General features: G+C 64.6%; 25 protein-coding genes. 11 read left to right on the forward strand and 14 right to left on the reverse strand.

Translation table 11 applies throughout. The annotated features are described in order from the left end of the window. Nucleotides 1–17: 17 nt before the first annotated feature. The 3 genes from V7Q53_RS16230 to V7Q53_RS16240 all read left to right on the forward strand — a co-directional run bounded on the left by V7Q53_RS16230 (nucleotide 18) and on the right by V7Q53_RS16240 (nucleotide 3,386). Complete coding sequence (locus tag V7Q53_RS16230; protein WP_333829727.1) at nucleotides 18–1,130, forward strand: extracellular solute-binding protein; 1,113 nt, start codon at nucleotides 18–20, stop codon at nucleotides 1,128–1,130. 123 nt (nucleotides 1,131–1,253) lie between these two features. Next, on the forward strand, nucleotides 1,254–2,528 hold the full coding sequence (locus V7Q53_RS16235) for an ABC transporter permease (RefSeq protein WP_333829728.1): 1,275 nt from the start codon (nucleotides 1,254–1,256) through the stop codon (nucleotides 2,526–2,528). Between the two features lie 6 nt (nucleotides 2,529–2,534). After that, the gene (locus tag V7Q53_RS16240) at nucleotides 2,535–3,386 is read left to right on the forward strand and encodes an ABC transporter permease (protein ID WP_333829729.1); all 852 of its coding nucleotides are present in this window, start codon (nucleotides 2,535–2,537) and stop codon (nucleotides 3,384–3,386) included. 220 nt (nucleotides 3,387–3,606) lie between these two features. Here the strand turns inward: V7Q53_RS16240 and trxC are convergent, their stop codons facing one another. The 7 genes from trxC to V7Q53_RS16275 all read right to left on the reverse strand — a co-directional run bounded on the left by trxC (nucleotide 3,607) and on the right by V7Q53_RS16275 (nucleotide 7,731). Continuing rightward, nucleotides 3,607–4,053 (reverse strand): thioredoxin TrxC, encoded by a 447-nt coding sequence (trxC, locus tag V7Q53_RS16245; protein WP_333829730.1) that lies wholly within the window; start codon nucleotides 4,051–4,053, stop codon nucleotides 3,607–3,609. An 89-nt stretch (nucleotides 4,054–4,142) separates the two neighbouring features. Next, entirely contained in the window at nucleotides 4,143–4,766 is a 624-nt protein-coding gene (locus V7Q53_RS16250; RefSeq protein ID WP_333829731.1) for a trimeric intracellular cation channel family protein, read from the reverse strand. Continuing rightward, nucleotides 4,766–5,281: a ribonuclease HI gene (gene rnhA / locus V7Q53_RS16255; protein WP_333829732.1), complete on the reverse strand. Its 516-nt coding sequence runs from the start codon at nucleotides 5,279–5,281 to the stop codon at nucleotides 4,766–4,768. The genes V7Q53_RS16250 and rnhA overlap by 1 nt, the downstream gene beginning before the upstream one ends. Further along, nucleotides 5,274–5,696: a DUF3429 domain-containing protein gene (locus V7Q53_RS16260; RefSeq protein WP_333829733.1), complete on the reverse strand. Its 423-nt coding sequence runs from the start codon at nucleotides 5,694–5,696 to the stop codon at nucleotides 5,274–5,276. Before V7Q53_RS16260 ends, rnhA begins: the two co-directional genes overlap by 8 nt. After that, entirely contained in the window at nucleotides 5,693–6,646 is a 954-nt protein-coding gene (gene ispH, locus V7Q53_RS16265; protein WP_333829734.1) for a 4-hydroxy-3-methylbut-2-enyl diphosphate reductase, read from the reverse strand. Before ispH ends, V7Q53_RS16260 begins: the two co-directional genes overlap by 4 nt. A 62-nt stretch (nucleotides 6,647–6,708) precedes the next feature. Next, the gene (locus V7Q53_RS16270; RefSeq protein ID WP_333829735.1) at nucleotides 6,709–7,146 is read right to left on the reverse strand and encodes a YqaA family protein; all 438 of its coding nucleotides are present in this window, start codon (nucleotides 7,144–7,146) and stop codon (nucleotides 6,709–6,711) included. A gap of 6 nt (nucleotides 7,147–7,152) precedes the next feature. Further along, on the reverse strand, nucleotides 7,153–7,731 hold the full coding sequence (locus tag V7Q53_RS16275; RefSeq protein ID WP_333829736.1) for a LabA-like NYN domain-containing protein: 579 nt from the start codon (nucleotides 7,729–7,731) through the stop codon (nucleotides 7,153–7,155). A gap of 143 nt (nucleotides 7,732–7,874) precedes the next feature. Here V7Q53_RS16275 and folK point away from each other — a divergent pair, with 143 nt between their 5' ends. The 7 genes from folK (at nucleotide 7,875) to acpS (ending at nucleotide 13,003) form a co-directional block, all read left to right on the forward strand. Next, complete coding sequence (gene folK / locus V7Q53_RS16280; RefSeq protein WP_333829737.1) at nucleotides 7,875–8,447, forward strand: 2-amino-4-hydroxy-6-hydroxymethyldihydropteridine diphosphokinase; 573 nt, start codon at nucleotides 7,875–7,877, stop codon at nucleotides 8,445–8,447. A 91-nt stretch (nucleotides 8,448–8,538) separates the two neighbouring features. After that, nucleotides 8,539–8,895: a DNA-directed RNA polymerase subunit omega gene (gene rpoZ / locus V7Q53_RS16285; RefSeq protein WP_333829739.1), complete on the forward strand. Its 357-nt coding sequence runs from the start codon at nucleotides 8,539–8,541 to the stop codon at nucleotides 8,893–8,895. A gap of 24 nt (nucleotides 8,896–8,919) precedes the next feature. Next, on the forward strand, nucleotides 8,920–11,040 hold the full coding sequence (locus V7Q53_RS16290; protein ID WP_333829740.1) for a RelA/SpoT family protein: 2,121 nt from the start codon (nucleotides 8,920–8,922) through the stop codon (nucleotides 11,038–11,040). Nucleotides 11,041–11,094: 54 nt separating this feature from the next. Next, nucleotides 11,095–11,709, forward strand: coding sequence for a DUF2062 domain-containing protein (locus V7Q53_RS16295; RefSeq protein ID WP_333829741.1), 615 nt, complete (start codon nucleotides 11,095–11,097; stop codon nucleotides 11,707–11,709). Further along, on the forward strand, nucleotides 11,706–12,452 hold the full coding sequence (locus tag V7Q53_RS16300; RefSeq protein WP_333829742.1) for a pyridoxine 5'-phosphate synthase: 747 nt from the start codon (nucleotides 11,706–11,708) through the stop codon (nucleotides 12,450–12,452). Before V7Q53_RS16295 ends, V7Q53_RS16300 begins: the two co-directional genes overlap by 4 nt. A 15-nt stretch (nucleotides 12,453–12,467) precedes the next feature. Beyond that, a complete protein-coding gene (locus V7Q53_RS16305) occupies nucleotides 12,468–12,590 on the forward strand; it encodes a hypothetical protein (protein WP_333829743.1) in 123 nt (40 codons plus the stop codon). Continuing rightward, entirely contained in the window at nucleotides 12,587–13,003 is a 417-nt protein-coding gene (gene acpS / locus V7Q53_RS16310; RefSeq protein ID WP_333829744.1) for a holo-ACP synthase, read from the forward strand. The genes V7Q53_RS16305 and acpS overlap by 4 nt, the downstream gene beginning before the upstream one ends. 115 nt (nucleotides 13,004–13,118) lie before the next feature. On the opposite strand, the gene ruvB is transcribed toward acpS, so the two are convergent. The 3 genes from ruvB to ruvC form a co-directional block, all read right to left on the reverse strand. After that, a complete protein-coding gene (gene ruvB, locus V7Q53_RS16315) occupies nucleotides 13,119–14,153 on the reverse strand; it encodes a Holliday junction branch migration DNA helicase RuvB (protein WP_333829745.1) in 1,035 nt (344 codons plus the stop codon). Nucleotides 14,154–14,329: 176 nt separating this feature from the next. Then, on the reverse strand, nucleotides 14,330–15,028 hold the full coding sequence (gene ruvA, locus V7Q53_RS16320) for a Holliday junction branch migration protein RuvA (protein ID WP_333829746.1): 699 nt from the start codon (nucleotides 15,026–15,028) through the stop codon (nucleotides 14,330–14,332). Further along, the gene (ruvC, locus tag V7Q53_RS16325; RefSeq protein WP_333829747.1) at nucleotides 15,025–15,528 is read right to left on the reverse strand and encodes a crossover junction endodeoxyribonuclease RuvC; all 504 of its coding nucleotides are present in this window, start codon (nucleotides 15,526–15,528) and stop codon (nucleotides 15,025–15,027) included. Before ruvC ends, ruvA begins: the two co-directional genes overlap by 4 nt. 337 nt (nucleotides 15,529–15,865) lie before the next feature. On the opposite strand from ruvC, the gene V7Q53_RS16330 reads away from it, so the two are divergent. Beyond that, the gene (locus tag V7Q53_RS16330; RefSeq protein ID WP_333829753.1) at nucleotides 15,866–16,075 is read left to right on the forward strand and encodes a DUF1127 domain-containing protein; all 210 of its coding nucleotides are present in this window, start codon (nucleotides 15,866–15,868) and stop codon (nucleotides 16,073–16,075) included. Between the two features lie 72 nt (nucleotides 16,076–16,147). On the opposite strand, the gene V7Q53_RS16335 is transcribed toward V7Q53_RS16330, so the two are convergent. The 4 genes from V7Q53_RS16335 to V7Q53_RS16350 form a co-directional block, all read right to left on the reverse strand. Then, the gene (locus V7Q53_RS16335) at nucleotides 16,148–16,435 is read right to left on the reverse strand and encodes a hypothetical protein (protein WP_333829748.1); all 288 of its coding nucleotides are present in this window, start codon (nucleotides 16,433–16,435) and stop codon (nucleotides 16,148–16,150) included. A 104-nt stretch (nucleotides 16,436–16,539) separates the two neighbouring features. Then, nucleotides 16,540–17,409 carry a 50S ribosomal protein L11 methyltransferase gene (locus V7Q53_RS16340; RefSeq protein WP_333829749.1) on the reverse strand — a complete coding sequence of 290 codons (870 nt, stop codon included), beginning with the start codon at nucleotides 17,407–17,409 and terminating at the stop codon, nucleotides 16,540–16,542. Between the two features lie 50 nt (nucleotides 17,410–17,459). Continuing rightward, nucleotides 17,460–18,107: a peptide-methionine (S)-S-oxide reductase MsrA gene (gene msrA, locus V7Q53_RS16345; RefSeq protein ID WP_333829751.1), complete on the reverse strand. Its 648-nt coding sequence runs from the start codon at nucleotides 18,105–18,107 to the stop codon at nucleotides 17,460–17,462. Nucleotides 18,108–18,172: 65 nt separating this feature from the next. After that, nucleotides 18,173–18,508: a DUF1491 family protein gene (locus V7Q53_RS16350; protein ID WP_333829754.1), complete on the reverse strand. Its 336-nt coding sequence runs from the start codon at nucleotides 18,506–18,508 to the stop codon at nucleotides 18,173–18,175. Nucleotides 18,509–18,539 lie beyond the last annotated feature (31 nt).

Below are 18,539 nucleotides of genomic sequence, written 5' to 3' on the forward strand. Positions count from 1 at the left end.
AACAAGGGAGCTACCCGATGAAACTGAAAACCGTGCTCATGGGGGCCGCCGGGGCCATGGCGCTGAGTGCCGGCGCCGCATCGGCGCAGGATATGGCCAATGAAATGGTCGTCGTGTCCTGGGGTGGCGCGTATCAGGCCTCGCAGGTCAACGCCTATCTGGACCCCTATGCCGCCAATACCGGCATCAACATCATCACCGATGAAAGCTCGCCCGATGCCGTTGCGCGCCTGCGCGCCATGGCCGAGGCCAACAATCTGACCTGGGATCTGGTCGATGTTGAGGCCGCCGATGCCATGCGCCTGTGTGACGAGGGGCTGGCCATGGTCATTGATCATGACGAGATGCTGGCCGCTGCACCCGACGGGACGCTCGCAACCGCCGATTTCGGCGAGACCATCGCCTCCGAATGCTTCATTCCGCAGATCGTCTTCTCGACGACCTTCGGCTACCGCACCGATATGGTCCCCGAGGGTGTCGAACCGCCGACCGATGCCTGCGCGGTGTTTGATCTGGCGACCTATCCGGGCCGGCGCGCGCTTAATCGCCGCCCGCTGGGCAATATGGAATGGGCGTTGCTGTGCGATGGCGTCGCCATGGAGGATGTCTATGAAACGCTGGAAACCGAAGAGGGTATCCAGCAAGCCTTTGCCATGCTCGACACCATCAAGGATCAGACGATCTGGTGGGCCGCCGCCGCCGAAACGCCGCAGCTTCTGGCCGATGGCGAGGTCTTCATGGGCTCCACCTACAACGGCCGCCTGTTCGCCGCGATCGCTGAGCAGGATCAGCCGATCGGCATGGCATGGGGCTATCAGATGCTCGATCTTGACGGCTGGATCGTGCCGACCGGCCTGCCCGAAGACCGTCTGGCCCGGGTGATGGACTTCCTCTACTGGGGCACCGACACGCAGCGTCTGGCCGATCAGGCGCAATATATCTCCTACGGTCCGGCGCGTGCCTCGTCGCAGCCTTTCGTGTCAACCCATGCCACGCTGGGGATCGAGATGGGGCCGCACATGCCGACCGCGCCCGAGAACATGGAGGGTGCCTTCGTGACCAACTACCTGTGGTGGGCCGACTACCGCGATGAGATGGACGCCCGCTTCCAGGCCTGGCTGGCGCAGTAAAGCCTCCGGCTTCCGGCCCGGCCTGTTCCCGGGCCGGGCCACCATCAACGGCGGGGCCCGCACCGCAATTGCGCGGGCCTCGCCCCCTGACCATGCCCGGATCTGAAAAAGCGAGACCCCGCGATGAGCGTAATGGCAACCGATACCGACAGCCAGGATCTGCGCGGCGGCATGCCCCTCAAGCGCAGCCTCCGGCACGCGCTGCGGCGTCAGAAGCTGCGTGCCCTGCTGCTGATCGCGCCGCTGCTGGTGTTCATCCTCGTCGGATTCCTGATGCCCATCGGCTCGATGCTGTTCCGCTCGGTCGAGAACCAGATCGTGCAGGAAAGCCTGCCCAACACCGTTGTCGCCCTGCGTGACTGGAACCCGCGCGGCACCGAGCTTCCGCCCGAAGAGGCCTTTGTCGCGCTGGTTGCGGATCTGCAGGAGGGGTTTGCCAACCGCACCGCGCTGAACTTCGCCCGCCGCATGAATTTCGAGATCACGGGCTTTACCACCATGATCCGCCGTGGCCAGCGCGACATTCCCTCCTGGGATCTGGAAACCGACGGGCCGTTCCGCGAGCGGATGATCGACATGCACCGCGGCTGGGGCGATCTGGCCACCTGGCGCGGGCTGGAGGCCTATTCCTCGCCCTATACCATCGGCTACTACCTTGCGGCGGTGGACATGACGATGGTCTCGGGCGAGATCGCGGCCATGCCGCGCGAGATGTCGCTGCACCAGATGCTGTTCTGGCGGACAGCCTGGATGAGCGGGCTGATCTGCTTCATGACGCTGCTGCTGGGCTATCCGATCGCCTATCTGCTGGCCAATATCAAGGAACGCCACGCCAATGTGCTGCTGATTCTGGTGCTGCTGCCGTTCTGGACATCGCTTCTGGTGCGCACCTCGGCCTGGAAGGTGCTGTTGCAGGAGCAGGGCGTGGTCAACCAGATCCTTGTGTATATCGGCCTCGTGGCCTCGGATAACCGGCTCCAGATGATCAACAACAAGCTGGGCGTGATCATCGCCATGACGCATATCCTGCTGCCCTTCATGATTCTGCCGCTGTATTCGGTGATGAAAACCATCCCCTCCACCTATGTCCGCGCCGCCAAATCGCTGGGCGCCAATGACTGGACAGCCTTCTGGCGCGTCTATTTCCCGCAATCGGTGCCCGGGATCGGGGCGGGGGCGATCCTCGTGTTCATCATGGCGGTGGGCTATTACATCACGCCTGAACTGGTGGGCGGCCCCTCGGGCATGTTCATCTCCAACCGCATCGCGCATCAGTGGACGGTATCGGGCAACTGGGGCCTTGTCGGCGCGCTGGGAACGATCCTGCTGGTGGCGGTGCTGGTGCTCTACTGGGTCTATGACAAGATTGTCGGCATCGACAACGTGAAGCTGGGGTAAAGAGACATGGCACTTCCAAGCTACGCATCCCCGCTGCAACGCGTCTGGTATTACGGCTTCCGTGTTCTCTGCGGGCTGATCTTCTTTTTCCTGATGTTCCCGATCATGGTGATCGTGCCGCTGGCCTTCAACGCGCAGGATTTCTTCACCTTCACGCCGCAGATGCTGGCGCTTGATCCCGCGGGCTATTCGCTCAAACACTTCCGTGACTTCTTCACCAATCCTGACTGGCAACATGCAATGCGCAACTCGCTGGCCATCGCGCCGATGGCAACGCTGGTCTCGGTGTCGCTGGGAACGCTGGCGGCCATCGGCCTCAGCCAGAGCCATGTGCCGTTCAAACGGGTGATCATGGCGGTGCTGATCTCGCCGATGATCGTGCCGCTGATCATCTCGGCGGCGGGGATGTATTTCTTCTTCTCGTCGATCGGGCTGCAGGGCACCTACTGGGGCGTGGTGCTGGCCCATGCAATTCTGGGCATTCCGTTCGTGATTATCACCGTCACAGCCACGATGGTGGGCTTTGACCGCTCCCTGACCCGCGCCGCCGCCTCGCTGGGCGCGGGGCCGGTGCGGACCTTCTTCAAGGTGCAGCTGCCGCTGATCCTGCCGGGGGTGATCTCGGGCGGGCTGTTTGCCTTCATTACCTCGTTCGATGAGGTGGTGATCGTGATTTTCGTGGGCTCGGCGGGGCAACGGACGCTGCCCTGGCAGATGTTCATCGGCCTGCGAGAGCAGATCAGCCCGACAATCCTTGCCGTGGCGACGCTGATGGTGGGCCTGTCGATCCTGCTTCTCGCCACGCTGGAGATGCTGCGCCGCCGCAACGAGCGGATGCGCGGCGTGAGCCCGGCCTGACAGCCCGCCGCTTCCCGGCGGCCGGCTGCGCCGACACCTGTTTGCCTGCCGCTGCGCGGCGCCGGGGGGCGCTGCCCCCGCCGCCCGTGCCGGGCGACTCCCCCGGGATATTTGTGAACAGATGAAACCCGGACGGATCGCCCATTCATCTGTTCACAAATATCCTGGGGGTGAATTGGCCGCAGGCCAAGAGGGGGCAAAGCCCCCTTGCCGCGCCGCCTTACACCAGCGCCAGCTTCTCGCGCACCATGCGTTCCAGTTCGGCCGCCGGGCGCGCGCCCGAGAAGCGGGCCAGTTCGCGGCCCTTGTGGAACAGGATGAAGGCCGGGATGCCGCGGATAGTGTAGCGGATGGCGGCGTCAGGGTGGCTTTGGGTGTCGATCTTGGCCAGTCTGACCTGCGGTGCGAGGTTGCGCGCGGCACGCTCGAATTCGGGTGCCATCGCGCGGCAGGGGCCGCACCACGGTGCCCAGAAATCCACCAGCAGCGGCAGGTCGTCGGTTTTCGCGGCTTTCTCCAGTGTTTTCAGATCCAGAGCGGCGACCTTGCCGCTGTTCAGCCCTTGCCCGCAGACCCCGCATTTCGGGTTCCCGGCGGCCTTGTCGGCGGGAAACTGGTTGGTCTGCCCGCAGTCGGGGCAGGTCAGGCGGATTTTTCGGTCGCTCATGGCGCGCTCCATCGTATTCCTGTGTTGGAATGTATAATGGGGTCTTGCCGCAGCCGGTTCAAGCCCCTGTCCTGCGGGGCCAGACCCCGTCAGGCGCGCGGAGGTCGGGGTTTGTAGACCGGCAAGCGCCAGCCGAACCACATTGAGCCCGCGCGCAGCAGGAAGGTTGCGGCCATGCAGCCCAGCAGGGCCACCTGCATCTCCAGCCCCAGCCAGATCAACCCCAGCGCCGTGATCGCCCCTGAGAAGGCGGCGCTCAGGTAAAGTTCGCCCTGCCGTAGCACCATCGGCACCTCGTTGCACACCACATCGCGCATCAGCCCGCCGAAAGCGCCGGTGGCCATGCCCATCATCACCACCACTGCCGGTGACTGCCCCATGCTGAGCGCAACCCCGGTGCCGGCGGGCACTGCCACGGCCAGCGCGCCCGCGTCCAGCCAGTCGAGCGTGCGGCGGCGCGATTCCAGCAGATGGGCGGAAAAGAACACCAGCACCGCCGCCGCGCAGGCGGTGCCGATCATCCAGGGGTCCGAGACCCAGAAAACCGTCTCGCGGCGCAGAAGCAGGTCGCGCACCGTGCCGCCGCCCACCGCTGTCAGGCTGGCGATGAACAGGAAGCCGACCAGATCAAGCTGCGCGCGGCTGGCGGCCAGCGCGCCGGTCAAGGCGAAGATGAACACTGCCACATAATCGAGCGCGACCAACAGGCTCATTACCGTGCCCCGCCCACCGCAGATCTGCCCGCCGAGGATTTTCCGGCCATGGATTTTCCGGCCGCAGGCTTGAACGGCGCCATCCCTTCGCGCGCCAGTTCATCGGCGCGCTCGTTCTCGGCATGCCCGGCATGGCCCTTGATCCAGTGCCAGATGACCGTATGGCGCGCCTGCGCCAGATCCAGCCGCTGCCACAGATCGACATTCTTGACCGGCTTGCGGTCGGCGGTGCGCCAGCCGTTCTTCTTCCAGCCGTGGATCCAGGTGGTCACGCCGTTTTTCACATAGGCCGAGTCGGTGGTGATGGTCACCTGTGAGGGCCGGGTCAGCGCCTCCAGCGCCATGATCGCGGCCATCAGCTCCATCCGGTTGTTGGTGGTGACGGCCTCGCCGCCCGAAAGCGTGCGCTCTTTCAGAACCGCCTCGCCGTTGGAGGCGCGCAGCAGCGCCCCCCAGCCACCGGGGCCGGGATTGCCCGAACAGGCGCCGTCGGTCCAGGCGTGCACATCAGGCATGGCGGGCGATCCACAATGAGGCGAGAACCACTGCGCTGGCCGGCAGGCGGAGCATCAGCCACCAGCGCGGGGCCAGCCCCTTGGCCTGAAAGACGGCATCAAGCACCAGAACCCCCAGAAACCCGACGATCAGATGCGCGAGCGCCTGACCCTCCAATGCCCAGGGGTGGCGCAGCGAGAAGAAGAAGCCATAGAGCGCGGGAAAGACGCTGACGATATAGGCCCAGGGCGCACCGCCGCTGCGGCTGGCAAAACCCCAGAGCACGCCGGACATGAACGACAGGATCACCACGCCGTAGGCGACAATCAGCGCGCGCCCCTCGCCGGGCCAGAAGCCCAGCACCATGGCTGCGCCCACCAGAAAGGGCAGGGCGCCCGCCGCTGTCAGGATAATGGCGATGCGCGGCGGTCTCATGCAGGAACCCTGAGCACACGCGGCACCTTGAACTCCACCCGCTCCACGGCGGTTTCGACCAGTTCGCGCGTCAGGTCATAGCGGTCGGCAAAGGCGTCGATCACTTCGTTGATCAGCACTTCGGGTGCGCTGGCCCCTGCTGTCAGCCCCACGGCGCGCGCACCATCCAGCGCGCGCCAGTCGATATCCGCGGCGCGCTGGATAAGCTGGGCATAGCCGCAGCCCGCCGCGCGCCCCACCTCTACCAGCCGCCGGGAGTTGGACGAATTGGGCGCGCCGATCACCAGCAGCGCATCAATCCGGCCCGCAATTTCCTTGACCGCCGCCTGACGGTTGGTGGTGGCGTAGCAGATATCTTCCTTGTGCGGCCCGATAATGGCCGGGAACCGTGCCTTCAGCGCCGCCACGATTTCGGTGGTGTCATCGACCGACAGGGTGGTCTGGGTGATGAAAGCCAGTTGTTCCGGGTCGCGCGGGGTGATGGTGGCCACGTCAGCGACGGTTTCCACCAGCAGCACCTCGCCCTCAGGCAGCTGGCCCATGGTGCCGATGGTTTCAGGGTGGCCCTCATGGCCGATCATCACCATCTGAAGGCCGTTTTCAAAATGACGCTCGGCCTCGATATGCACCTTGGACACCAGCGGGCAGGTGGCATCGACATAGATCATTTCGCGGGCCTGCGCGGCGGCGGGGACCGATTTGGGTACGCCATGCGCCGAAAAGATCACCGGGCGGTCGTCCGGGCATTCATCCAACTCTTCGACGAACACCGCCCCCAGCGTGCGCAGGCTGTCCACGACATATTTGTTATGGACGATCTCATGGCGGACATAAACGGGCGCGCCCCATTTCTGAATCGCCATCTCTACAATCTTGATTGCCCGGTCCACACCGGCGCAGAACCCGCGCGGGGCGGCAAGGTAGAGCGTAAGGGGGGATTTGTCAGGCATCAGAAAGCTCCGGTTCGTCCAGTGCCAGACCTAAGGCCCAAGCGCCGTCCAGTCCAGCCCCCTCAGCCCAGCCCCATCGCAGTGGCCGTCAGCCAGCCGAGAGCGATGAAGCGCCCGGTCTTGGCTAGTGTCACCAGAAGTGCGAACTGCCACAGCGGGGTACGCATTGCCCCGGCGACCACTGTAAACCAGCCCAGCACCGGCGCCCAGCTGAGCAGAAGCGACCACACGCCCCACCTGTCCCACCAGCGGCGCGCGCGCTGAAATCGCGCATCGTCGATGCGCAGCCAGCGGTGCGCCCCCGCCGTTTCCAGCCGTGCACCGACCCAGTAATTGACGAAAGCCCCCAGCGTGTTGCCGACACTTGCCACCAGCACGAGCAACCAGAGCGGCGCAAGCCCGGCCAGTTGCAGGCCTATGAACACGACCTCGGACTGAAAGGGAAAGACGGTTGCGGCGAGAAATGTCGCCGCGAACAGCCCTGCAAGCGCCGCCAGCACCGGCGCTTAAGTGTCTTCGCTGCTGTCGGCGCTGTCGAAACGGGAATCTCGCGGCTCACGCGGGGGGCGGCCGATCACGTCGCGCAGCTCATCCAGTTCAATGAAATTGTCGGCCTGACGGCGCAGCTCGTCGGCGATCATCGGCGGCTGGCTGCGGACGGTCGACACCACCGATACCCTGACGCCTTGCCGTTGCAGCGACTCGACCAGCGGGCGGAAATCGCCGTCGCCTGAGAACAGTACCGCATGATCCAGCCTCGGCGCGAGCTCCATGGCGTTCACCGCCAGCTCGATATCCATGTTGCCTTTGACCTTCCGGCGCCCGGCGCTGTCGGTATATTCCTTGGCGGGCTTGGTCACCATCGTGTAACCGTTATAGTTCAGCCAGTCGATCAGCGGGCGGATGGGCGAGTATTCCTCGTTCTCCAGCAACGCCGTATAATAGAAGGCGCGCACCAGTTTACCCCTGCGGATGAACTCCTGACGCAGAAGTTTGTAGTCGATGTCGAAGCCAAGCGCCTTGCCTGCGGCGAACAAATTGGCTCCGTCAATGAACAGCGCAAGCCGTTCGTCTTTGTAGAACATTGTGCTTCCTCTCGAAGCCGTGCCATGGGACGGAAATGGGAATGAGAACGATTGCCTCACCAAAGCTCTTCCGGCTCTGTGCAGGGATCGCTCACAGCAATGATTAACTCTGCAATTGGCACGGACTGTGGAAAGTCATAGGTATGCATTTTGCAAACTGCAACCGTTTCCTGATCGCCCTCGGGGCAAATCTTGGGGGATCGCCGGGAAAAAACGCCGACGTGATTAATGTGGCTCTCGGCATGATTGAGCGCGTCGGAATCAAGGCCACCCTGACGAGTGACCTGTGGCGCACACCGGCTTTCCCGGCTGATTCGGGGCCGGACTTTGTAAACGCCTGCGCCTGCCTTGAAACGGCGCTTTCTGCCGACGGGGTGCTTGATATCCTGCATGAGGTGGAGGCGGCGCTGGGCCGGGTGCGTGGCGCGCGCTGGGGGGCGCGGGTGATTGATATCGACCTTCTCGCCGCCGGGCCGCTGATCCTGCCCGATGCCGCGACGCTTGCGCACTGGATGGCGCTGCCCGCCGAAGATCAGCGCCGCCTTGCCCCTGACCGCCTGATTCTGCCCCACCCCCGGCTGCATGAGCGCGCTTTCGTTCTGGTGCCGCTGGCCCAGATCGCGCCGGAATGGGAGCATCCGGTGCTGAAAAAAACGGTGCGGGAGCTGGAGAGCGCGCTTGATCCGGACGCGCGCGCGCAGATCAGGTCGATTTGACCGGGTGCAATCTTGCTTTGGCTTGTCAATCCCCGACAATGCCGTTAGATACCACAGGCTGATCCTCCCCTAGACGGAATTGGAGCATTGCATGGCCCGCGTGACGGTCGAAGACTGCGTTGACAAAGTCCCGAACCGGTTCGAGCTGGTGATCCTGGCCGCGCATCGCGCGCGTGAGCTGGCTGCCGGTTCTCCCATTACGGTTGACCGCGACAACGACAAGAACCCGGTGGTCGCGCTGCGCGAGATCGCCGATGAAACGCAGTCGTCCGACAGCCTGCGCGAGCGGCTGATCGAAAGCATGCAGACCCAGATCGAGGTCGATATGCCGGAAGATGACGACATGGCCCTGTTGATGAGCGCGCAGGCTGACCGCCCCGCGACCGACGACATGAGCGAAGAGCAGATGCTGCGCCAGCTTCTTGAAGCTCAAAGCCAGCAGGGGTGACCAAAATGCGCACAGGGTCTGGCAGTGATTACGCCTGATGACCTTGTTGCGCTGGTCCGCAACTACAACCCCGACAGCGACGAAAATCTGATCCGCCGCGCCTGGGATTATGGCGCGGCGATGCATCAGGGCCAGAACCGTTATTCCGGTGAGCCCTATTTTACGCATCCCGTCGCGGTGGCCTCCATCCTGACCGAGATGCGGCTGGATGATGCCACCATCGTCACCGCCCTTCTGCATGACACGATCGAAGACACCCGCTCAACCCATGATGAAGTTGCGCGGCTGTTCTCGCCGGAAATTGCCGAGCTGGTCGATGGTGTGACCAAGCTGACCAATCTTCAGCTTTCCTCGTCCGAGGCCAAGCAGGCCGAGAATTTCCGCAAGTTGCTGATCGCCATGTCGCGCGATCTGCGGGTGATTCTGGTCAAGCTGGCCGACCGGCTGCACAACATGCGCACCATCCGCTCGATGCGCCCGGACAAGCAGGCGCAGAAAGCGCGCGAGACGATGGATATCTATGCGCCGCTGGCCGGGCGCATGGGCATGCAGTGGATGCGCGAAGAGCTGGAAGATCTTGCCTTCCGCGTTCTGAACCCAGAGGCGCGCAACTCCATCCTGCGCCGCTTCATCACGCTGCAACGCGAATCCGGCGATGTGATGGCCCGGATCACCGCCGATATCCGGCTGGAGCTGGAAAAGGCCGATCTGGACGGCACGGTCTATGGCCGCGCCAAAAAGCCCTATTCGATCTGGCGCAAGATGCAGGAAAAGGACCTCGCCTTTTCGCGCCTGTCCGACATCTACGGTTTTCGCATCATCGTCGATGACGTGGCGCAATGCTATCAGGTGCTGGGGCTGATCCACCAACGCTGGCGTGCGGTGCCGGGGCGGTTCAAGGATTACATCAGCCAGCCCAAGACCAACGGCTACCGCTCGATCCATGCCACCGTCTCCGGGCGTGATGGCAAGCGTGTCGAGGTGCAGATCCGAACGCGCGAGATGCACGAGGTGGCCGAGGCCGGGGTGGCTGCGCACTGGGCCTACAAGGACGGCACCCGCACCGCCAACCCCTTCGCTGTTGACCCCGCCAAATGGATTGCCACGCTCACCGAGCGGCTGGACTCGTCCGAGGATCATGACGAGTTTCTTGAGCATGTGAAGCTTGAGATGTATTCCGATCAGGTCTTCTGCTTCACCCCCAAGGGCGATGTCGTCCAGCTTCCGCGCGGTGCCACGCCGCTTGATTTCGCCTATGCCATCCACACGCGCATCGGCCATGCCACGGTCTCTGCCAAGGTTGACGGGCTGCGCGTGCCGCTCTGGACCCGGCTGCGCAATGGCCAGTCGGTGGAGATCATCACCGCCGAGGGGCAGCGCCCGCAGGCAAGCTGGATCGAGCTGGTCCATACCGGGCGCGCAAAGGCCGCCATCCGCCGTTCACTACGGGAGGAAGACCGCGAGCGCTTTATCCGGCTGGGCCGGGAGCTGACGCGCGTCGCCTTCGAGAACCTGGGCCGCCGCGTGACCGAAAAGGCGCTGGATACGGCTGCGAAAAAGATGGGGCTGAAAGGCCCGCAAGACCTGCTGGCGCGGGTGGGCAGTGCCGAGCTCAGCTCCCGCACCGTCGTGGAACAGCTTTATCCCGAACTCGTCGCCACGCAGGCTGAGGAAATTGACGCCACGCGCCCGGTTGTGGGGCTGGAGCCGGGGCAAAGCTTCCGCCGTGCCAATTGCTGCCAGCCGGTGCCGGGTGAGCGCATTGTCGGCATCACCTATCGCGGCAAGGGCGTGGTGGCCCATGCCATCGATTGCGCCGTGCTGGCCGGGCTTGAAGACCAGCCTGACCGCTGGATAGACCTGCGCTGGCATGACGGGCGCCACCCGGCCATCCACACCGTGGCGCTGGAACTGACCATTTCGAACAATGCGGGCGTGCTGGGGCGCGTCTGCACCTTGATCGGCGAGCAAAAGGCCAATATCTCGGACCTGCGGTTTCTGGATCGCAAGCCGGATTACTTCCGCATTTTCACCGAGGTCGATGTGCGCGATGCCGAACATCTGCACCGGATCCTGACGATGCTGAACGCCGAAAACGATGTTGCACAGGTCACGCGGCTGCGCGATCCCACCAGACAGCCCTGACGGGGCAGAGGGTTAAACAGCGTGGTCTTCAAGCGGCGAACCAGAAAAGGGCTTTTGCGCACGGTAGGAGAATTCTTCTACCCGCGCGGGGGCTGGCGCCGCTCCACCTCGTATATCCTGCACCGCCTGCGCCGCCTGCCGGACACGCCGCACCGTATCTGCATCGGCATCGCTGTGGGGGCGTTCGTGTCGTTTCTGCCCATCTATGGCCTGCATTTCATGGCGGCAGCGCTGCTTGCCTGGCTTCTGCGCGGGAACATTCTGGCGGCGCTTCTGGGCACCTTCTACGGCAACCCCATCACTTTCCCCATCATGGCTGTAACAGCGCTTGAGCTGGGCAACTGGCTGCTGGGGGAGCCGGGCGGCATGTCGTTTTCCGCGGTTATGGGGGCGATCGGGCGGGCAAGCTCGGAACTCAGCCACAACCTGATGGCGATCTTTACCTCTGATGCGGTGCACTGGGGGCGGCTTGAAACCTTCTGGTGGCGTGTCTTCCTGCCGTTCTTTATCGGCGGTACGATCATCGGTGCGCCCTGCGCGGTGGCGATCTATTTCATCCACCTGCCGCTGGTGCGCGCCTATCAGCGGGGCCGGCAGAAGCGGCTGCGCCAACGCTTTGACGAGGCGCGCAACCGCCAGCGCGCTCAGGACAACGGAGAAGAGCCATGACCAGATCCCCGCTGCGGTTGGGTGTGAATATCGACCATGTCGCCACGCTGCGCAACGCGCGCGGATCGGCCTATCCGGACCCGGTGCGCGCAGCCCTTGTCGCGCAGGAGGCCGGGGCCGATGGCATCACGGCCCATCTGCGCGAGGACCGGCGCCATATCGTCGATCTGGATATCGAGCGGCTGATGGAGGCCATTGCGCTGCCCCTCAACTTCGAGATGGCCGCCACCGCCGAGATGCAGGCCATCGCCCTGCGCCACCGCCCGCATGCCGTCTGTCTTGTGCCCGAAAAGCGCGAGGAACGCACGACCGAGGGTGGGCTGGATGTGGCGAGCGATGCAAACCGCCTGACCGATTTCATTGCCCCCCTGCGCGAGGCCGGGTGCCGGGTGTCGCTGTTTATCGGCCATGATCCGCGCCAGATCGAGGCATCGGTGCGGGTGGGGGCGGCTGTGGTGGAACTGCACACCGGCCATTATTGTGACCTGATTGCCGAGGGGCGCCCGGACGCCGCCGCCGGGGAGCTTGCAGCGCTCAAAGCGGGGGTGGCGCAGGCGCATGCGGCGGGGCTGGAGGTTCACGCGGGGCATGGCCTCAGCTTTGCGACCGTCGCGGCCTTTGCGGCCATGCCTGAACTGCGCGAGCTGAACATCGGTCATTTTCTGGTGTCCGAATCCGTGTTCATGGGGCTTGGCCCGGCTATTGCCGAGATGCGCAGGCTGATGGATGATGCCAGATCCTGAGTTGCGGAGGTTCCGATGACCCGCCATACCCTCGCCTTTGCAGTAATTCTGGCGGTGCCCGCCGTTTCGCAGGCGCAGGTTATCCGGGGCTGTGGCCGGGTCGGCAACCCAGCCTCGACGAGGGTGATTGCAGAGTGATCCTGGGCATCGGCACCGATCTGGCCAATATCGACCGCATCGCGGGCACGCTTGAGCGCTTTGGCGACCGCTTCCGCCAACGCGTCTTCACGCCGACCGAGCTGCGCAAGGCCGCAAGGCGGCGCGACGAGGCCGGAACGCTGGCCAAACGCTGGGCCGCCAAAGAGGCCTGTTCAAAGGCTTTGGGCACCGGGCTGCGGATGGGGATAAGCTGGAAGGATATGGCCGTGTCCAACCTGCGCACGGGCCAGCCGGTGATGGAGCTGACCGGCTGGGCCGCCGAGCGCCTTGCGGGGATGACCCCGCCGGGGCATGAGGCCATTGTCCATGTCAGCCTGACCGATGACCACCCCTGGGCGCAGGCCTTCGTCGTGATCGAAGCCCGCCCTTTGCAGGGGGCCGCGCTGCCATAAAGGCTGGCCAGTTGGTTGCCGGGGTGACGTTAAGCGCCTTCGAAGGCGCTTCCTGCGCGATTTCGAAATCGCGTTTTCGGGTGCTCGTATTCTCCGGCGCTTGCGTCTTCCGGCCCTATTTCCCCGCCTCGAACAGGTCGGCCTGCCCGGGTGCGCGCGGAGGTTCCAGCCCCAGATGCCGCCAGGCATTGGTGGTCAGCATCCGCCCCCTCGGCGTCCGGGCAACCAGACTTTGCTGCAGCAGGAAGGGCTCGATCACTTCCTCGATCGCATCGCGCGATTCCGAGAGCGCCGCCGCGATTGTCTCTACCCCCACGGGCCCGCCGGCATAGCCGTTGGCCAGAAGCCTCAGATACCGCCGGTCCGCCCCGTCCAGCCCCAGATGATCAACGCCAAGCCGCGTCAAGGCGCTGTCCGCCAGCGCCCGCGTCAGCCTGCCATCCCCTTCGACCAGTGCAAAGTCTATGACCCGGCGCAACAGCCGCCCGGCAATGCGCGGCGTGCCCCGTGCGCGCCGGGCAATCTCGCTGACGCCTTCTGCCTCGGTCCCCACGCCCATCAGCCGCGCGCCGCGCTCGACGATCTGGCACAATTCGGCCTCGGTATAGAATTCCAGCCGGGTCGGAATGCCGAAGCGGTCGCGCAGGGGCGTGGTCAGCAGGCCCAGCCGGGTCGTCGCGCCGACCAGCGTGAAGGGCTGAAGCTCGATACGCACGGTGCGCGCCGCGGGCCCTTCGCCGATCACCAGATCCAGCTGAAAATCCTCAAGCGCCGGGTAAAGAACCTCTTCCACGACCGGGCTCAGGCGGTGGATTTCATCGATGAACAGCACATCGCGGGCTTCAAGATTGGTCAGGATCGCGGCCAGATCGCCCGCCTTGGCCAGCACCGGCCCCGAGGTCATGCGAAAGCCCACCCCCAGTTCGCGCGCCATGATCTGCGCCAGCGTCGTCTTCCCCAACCCGGGCGGGCCGTAGAACAGCGTGTGATCCATCGCCTCGCCGCGCATTTTCGCGGACTGGATGAAGACACGCAGATTGGCGCGGGCTTCGTGCTGGCCCACAAACTCATCCAGCATCTGCGGCCGCAGGGCGCGGTCGGCATCATCGGGCTGGCGGTCAGGGCGCAGGGTGGGGTCTGGCGTGGTCATGATGTGAGAGTGATCCGAACTTTCAGGCTTGGCAAGGGACGGGGGGCGCTCAAGGGGCCGGTCGGGCGCTGTCGCTTGCAAAATCAAGGGTTTGTGGGTGGGGCTTGTTTGTCAAAGGGGGGTGATCTGCCCCGGGCCGCCTACGGAAAAGGCGCGCGCGGGCGGGGCCATGGGGGTCAGGCTTTCGGCGCAAGCAGGCGCAGCGCGGCACGGATCAAGGCAGGTGTCTCGCTCTCATTTTCGGCGGCCTGCGCTACGGCAGAGGCGGCGTCTGACGGCGCGTAACCGAGGTTTGTCAGCGCCGAAAGGGCGTCTGCCTGGGCCTGGGCAAGCTGCCGGGCGGCGGTTGACCTGCCGCGGTTGCGGGCCGGTTCGGGGGCAGGGGCGGGGCTGACCATGTCTTCGGCCTCGGCGCCTTCGATCACCGCAGTATCGTCATCGAGGTCAGGCGCGGCAGAGGTCATGGCCATGACCGCAGGCGCCTTGTCCTTCAACTCCAGCACCACGCGCTGCGCCAGTTTCGGGCCGACACCGGGCGCCTTGCGGATTGCTGACGCATCGCCGATCGCCAGCGCCCGCGACACCCCGTCAGGGCCAAGCGTGCCAAGGATCGCAAGCGCGGCCTTGGCGCCGACGCCCTGCACCGAGGTCAGCAGGCGATGCCATTCCTTCTCGGCCAGTGTCAGGAAGCCGAAAAGCTGCAACAGATCCTCGCGCACCAGCAATTCGGTATACAGCGCCGCCATCCCGCCCGGCCCCGGCAGCGCCATCAGCGTGCGTTCCGAGACATGGACAATATAGCCCACGCCGCGCACATCCAGCAGAACGTGGTCGCTGCCCCGGTAATCAACCCGTCCTGACAGCTTGCCGATCATCCCGCCGCCCTCACCGCAGCGGCCAGACGCCCGGCGGATTGCATGTGATGCGCGTGGCAGATGGCAATCGCCAGCGCATCGGCAGCGTCGGGCCCGTCAATCTGAACGCCGGGCAGTTGCATGCGCACCATGTGTTCGACTTGTTGCTTGGCGGCTTTGCCCACGCCCACAACGGCTTTCTTGACCGCGTTCGGCGCATATTCCCCCACCGCCAGCCCGGCCTGCGCCGGTACCAGCAGGGCGATTGCGCGCGCATGACCCAGTTTCAGGGTGGCGACGGCGTCCTTGTTGACGAATGTCTGCTCCACCGCCGCGCAATCCGGCGCGAAGCGCGCCAGAATCCCGGCAAGCTGGCCATGCAGGCTGAGAAGCCGGGTCGCCAGATCATCGCCCAGCGAATGACAGACACCATTAGCAACGTGGGTCAGGCGGGCGCCGCTTACATCAATCACCCCCCAGCCCATATTCCTAAGCCCGGGGTCAATACCCATCACCCGCATCTGCTGCCACCTGTCCCCGAACCTGCCTGTTTCCGGTCATGCCGGAGTTGCGCTTTGATTAGCACGAAAAGTGAACATGTGCCAGTTGGAAATGGCCGAAGTGCTGTGGCCGGGGCCGATGGGTTGCGCGGGGGCGCAAAGCTTCTTAAAAGGGTCGCATTCAGGCTGTGCCCACCGCTCTCTGGGCACCAGCCATTTTTATGCTGCGCTGCGTCATGCGATTTCTGCATGGCGGGAATGCAGCCAATCAATCTTCTCGTTGCACGTTTTATGGCCTATCTGGATCGCAGAAGCACAGTGCTTCAGCAGAATCAAAACAGTTTATCAGGAGCCTAAAATGGCCTTCTTTGCTCACAGCCGCCCCGTCGCCGACGGTGTGTTTGGCGGTGGTCTTCGTTTCTCGTTCGGTGATTTCTTTGCCTCCATGGCAGCATGGAACGACAAGCGCGTCACTCGCCGCGAACTTTCAAAGCTTTCGGACCGCGAACTGGACGATATCGGCCTGTGCCGCGCCGATATTGAGCTGGTGGTAAATCAGCTGCGCTGATTTCCACGGTTCACGAATGCAAAACGCCGCTCCGATAGCATCGGGGCGGCGTTTTCTGTTGTTCGCGCGCGTTCACCCGTGCGCCGGGCCCAGAACATCGGCAATCAGCCGGGTGAGCGGGTCAACCCCCGTCAGCCACAGGCGCAGCGCCGAAGCCCCCTCGGCATGCGGGGCGAAACCGTTTTCGCCGTGCCATGCCAGGGTTGCACCCTTGAGCAGAAAGAAACAGACGACCGTTGCGGCAAGAGCGCCGGTAACGGCCAGAACGCGGCGCGCGGGTTTGTTGCCCCTGCGTTGGCGGGCGGCAGCATGCGCGGCGAGAACGCTCGCCTTGCGCTCGGTGAATCCGGTGCGTTGCATGGGCGATCCTGTGCCGCTTTGTGATACCGTCTGTCAGACTGGCCGGTGAAACAGGCGGAAATTGGGCACGCGAGACCCGGTTTGTGGCCGGGCCTCTGGCGGGATCAGGCGCGCGTCAGGGTCAGAATGCTCCATTCGCCGATATCTTCACGGTGGTGCAGGGTGAAGCCTTGCGCGACATAGGCGGCCAGCACATCCTCGGCCTGCGTGACCAGAAGGCCCGACAGGATGGCATAGCCGCCGGGCGCGGTGTAGCGGCCCATATCCGGGGCCAGCGCGATGAGCGGGCCTTTGAGGATATTGGCGAAAACCAGATCAAAGGGCGCGCGCGCCTTGATCGCGGGATGCTCAAAGCCCATGGCCTCAAGGCATTCAACGCGGCCTTGCAGGGCGTTGGCCTGAACATTGGCCTCGGCCACTTCGACGGCCACTTCGTCAATATCGCTGGCCAGCACCGGATCAGGCCAGATGCGCGCTGCCGCCATGGCCAGAACGGCGGTGCCGCAGCCCACGTCAATCACGTTGCGGCCCTGAAAACCGGCCTCGGCCAGCCGGTCCAGCGCCTTGAGGCAGCCCAGGGTGGTGCCGTGGTGGCCGGTGCCGAAGGCCATCGCCGCCTCGATCAGCAGGCCGATGCGGCCCTCGGGCAGTTTGTCGGCGTCATGGCTTCCGTAGACAAAGAAGCGCCCGGCCTCGACCGGCTTCAGCTCACGGCGGACATGGGCGACCCAGTCGATATCCGGCAGTTCCGAGATGGCGAAAGGCGCGGCACCATGGGCAGCCGCCAGAAGCGCCAGCGCAATATCGTCCGGTGCCTCGACAAAATAGGCGCCGACCTCCCAAAGGGCGGAGCCGTCCTCAAGCTCGAACACGCCGACGCCGACGGGCTCGGGCTCAAGGTCTTCGAGCGCCTCGCCAAGGGCGGTGGCGCGGTCTTCGTCGGGAAGGGTGGTCAGGGCGGTGAAAGTGGGCATGCGCGGGCCTTTCGCTGTTCAGCGCGGCTTAGCGGCATGCCCCTGATGCGTCAAGCGCTCAGCCCGGCCGGACAGCTGACCCCGGTGCCCGCGATGCCGCAATAGCCGTTGGGATTCTTGGCCAGATATTGCTGGTGATAACCTTCGGCAAAGTAGAACTCCGGCGCGGGCAGGATTTCGGTGGTGATCGGCCCGAAGCCCGCAGCCGAAAGCCGCGACTGATAGGCCTCGCGGCTGGCGAGCGCCGCTGCCTGTTGCGCGGGCGTGGTGGTGTAAAGGCCGGAGCGGTATTGCGTGCCCCGGTCATTGCCCTGCCGCATGCCCTGCGTGGGGTCGTGGTTTTCCCAGAAGATCTTCAGGAGCGCCTCATAGCTGATCACCCTGGGGTCATGGATCAGGCGGACCAGCTCATTATGGCCGGTGCGCCCCGAGCAGACCTCCTGATACGTCGGGTTGGGGGTATGGCCGCTGCCATAGCCGACCATGCTGAGCCAGACGCCATCAAGCGGCCAGAACAGCCGCTCAACCCCCCAGAAACAGCCCATGCCGAGGATGACCGCCTCCATCCCCTCAGGCACCGGCGCTTTCAAAGGGCGGCCGGAGAGGAAATGGGTGTCGGCGGTGGGGATCGGCGTGGGGCGACCGGGAAGGGCCTGCGACGCGGGGATCATGTCATATTGCTTGGTGGAGAAGAGCATGGGGCTGCCTTTGGCTTCAGGGGCTTTAGCCATAGATAGTGCGCGCAGGGGCACTTGGCAAAGGGTCAGCCGTTCAGCCCGTCTTCGTCCAGCAGGTGGCGGCCCGCGCGGTCCTCGATCTCGATCACCCATAGATCGCGGTCGCGGCTGCGTTCGCGGCTGATCTGGGCGTCGATCTGCGCCTCATCGCCCTGCGCCAGCACCGCCCAGCGGCGGCGGTCTTCCATCAGATCGAAGAGGCGCTGGTAAAGCGTGGCCTGCCCGTCAAGCGTGGCAAGCTTGACCATCACCGAGCCTGCGGTGCCATCGCCGCGCGCCACCACATAGGCCGGAATACCGGCCAGCCGGAGGCGGGTGAGATAGGCCTGAACCCAGAAATCGGAGGTGAGTTGCGGCTGCATGCGTGGGGCCTTGCCGGGGGCGGGGAGGAGG

The sequence above is a fragment of the Pararhodobacter sp. genome (assembly GCF_036802785.1).
In the GTDB taxonomy this organism is placed as follows: Bacteria; Pseudomonadota; Alphaproteobacteria; order Rhodobacterales; family Rhodobacteraceae; genus Pararhodobacter.

What these genes read in the sequence shown, in the direction of transcription:
- ruvA (WP_333829746.1), bottom strand. Translation starts at nt 15,028, where the DNA reads ATGATCGGCAAGCTGTCAGGACGGGTTGATTACCGGGGCAGCGACCAC.
- folK (WP_333829737.1), top strand. Translation starts at nt 7,875, where the DNA reads ATGCATTTTGCAAACTGCAACCGTTTCCTGATCGCCCTCGGGGCAAAT.
- V7Q53_RS16240 (WP_333829729.1), top strand. Translation starts at nt 2,535, where the DNA reads ATGGCACTTCCAAGCTACGCATCCCCGCTGCAACGCGTCTGGTATTAC.
- V7Q53_RS16300 (WP_333829742.1), top strand. Translation starts at nt 11,706, where the DNA reads ATGACCAGATCCCCGCTGCGGTTGGGTGTGAATATCGACCATGTCGCC.
- V7Q53_RS16350 (WP_333829754.1), bottom strand. Translation starts at nt 18,508, where the DNA reads ATGCAGCCGCAACTCACCTCCGATTTCTGGGTTCAGGCCTATCTCACC.
- ruvB (WP_333829745.1), bottom strand. Translation starts at nt 14,153, where the DNA reads ATGACCACGCCAGACCCCACCCTGCGCCCTGACCGCCAGCCCGATGAT.
- rnhA (WP_333829732.1), bottom strand. Translation starts at nt 5,281, where the DNA reads ATGCCTGATGTGCACGCCTGGACCGACGGCGCCTGTTCGGGCAATCCC.
- trxC (WP_333829730.1), bottom strand. Translation starts at nt 4,053, where the DNA reads ATGAGCGACCGAAAAATCCGCCTGACCTGCCCCGACTGCGGGCAGACC.
- V7Q53_RS16260 (WP_333829733.1), bottom strand. Translation starts at nt 5,696, where the DNA reads ATGAGACCGCCGCGCATCGCCATTATCCTGACAGCGGCGGGCGCCCTG.
- V7Q53_RS16235 (WP_333829728.1), top strand. Translation starts at nt 1,254, where the DNA reads ATGAGCGTAATGGCAACCGATACCGACAGCCAGGATCTGCGCGGCGGC.
- V7Q53_RS16340 (WP_333829749.1), bottom strand. Translation starts at nt 17,409, where the DNA reads ATGCCCACTTTCACCGCCCTGACCACCCTTCCCGACGAAGACCGCGCC.
- V7Q53_RS16335 (WP_333829748.1), bottom strand. Translation starts at nt 16,435, where the DNA reads ATGCAACGCACCGGATTCACCGAGCGCAAGGCGAGCGTTCTCGCCGCG.
- V7Q53_RS16230 (WP_333829727.1), top strand. Translation starts at nt 18, where the DNA reads ATGAAACTGAAAACCGTGCTCATGGGGGCCGCCGGGGCCATGGCGCTG.
- V7Q53_RS16305 (WP_333829743.1), top strand. Translation starts at nt 12,468, where the DNA reads ATGACCCGCCATACCCTCGCCTTTGCAGTAATTCTGGCGGTGCCCGCC.
- ruvC (WP_333829747.1), bottom strand. Translation starts at nt 15,528, where the DNA reads ATGCGGGTGATGGGTATTGACCCCGGGCTTAGGAATATGGGCTGGGGG.
- V7Q53_RS16275 (WP_333829736.1), bottom strand. Translation starts at nt 7,731, where the DNA reads ATGTTCTACAAAGACGAACGGCTTGCGCTGTTCATTGACGGAGCCAAT.
- V7Q53_RS16330 (WP_333829753.1), top strand. Translation starts at nt 15,866, where the DNA reads ATGGCCTTCTTTGCTCACAGCCGCCCCGTCGCCGACGGTGTGTTTGGC.
- msrA (WP_333829751.1), bottom strand. Translation starts at nt 18,107, where the DNA reads ATGCTCTTCTCCACCAAGCAATATGACATGATCCCCGCGTCGCAGGCC.
- V7Q53_RS16250 (WP_333829731.1), bottom strand. Translation starts at nt 4,766, where the DNA reads ATGAGCCTGTTGGTCGCGCTCGATTATGTGGCAGTGTTCATCTTCGCC.
- ispH (WP_333829734.1), bottom strand. Translation starts at nt 6,646, where the DNA reads ATGCCTGACAAATCCCCCCTTACGCTCTACCTTGCCGCCCCGCGCGGG.
- rpoZ (WP_333829739.1), top strand. Translation starts at nt 8,539, where the DNA reads ATGGCCCGCGTGACGGTCGAAGACTGCGTTGACAAAGTCCCGAACCGG.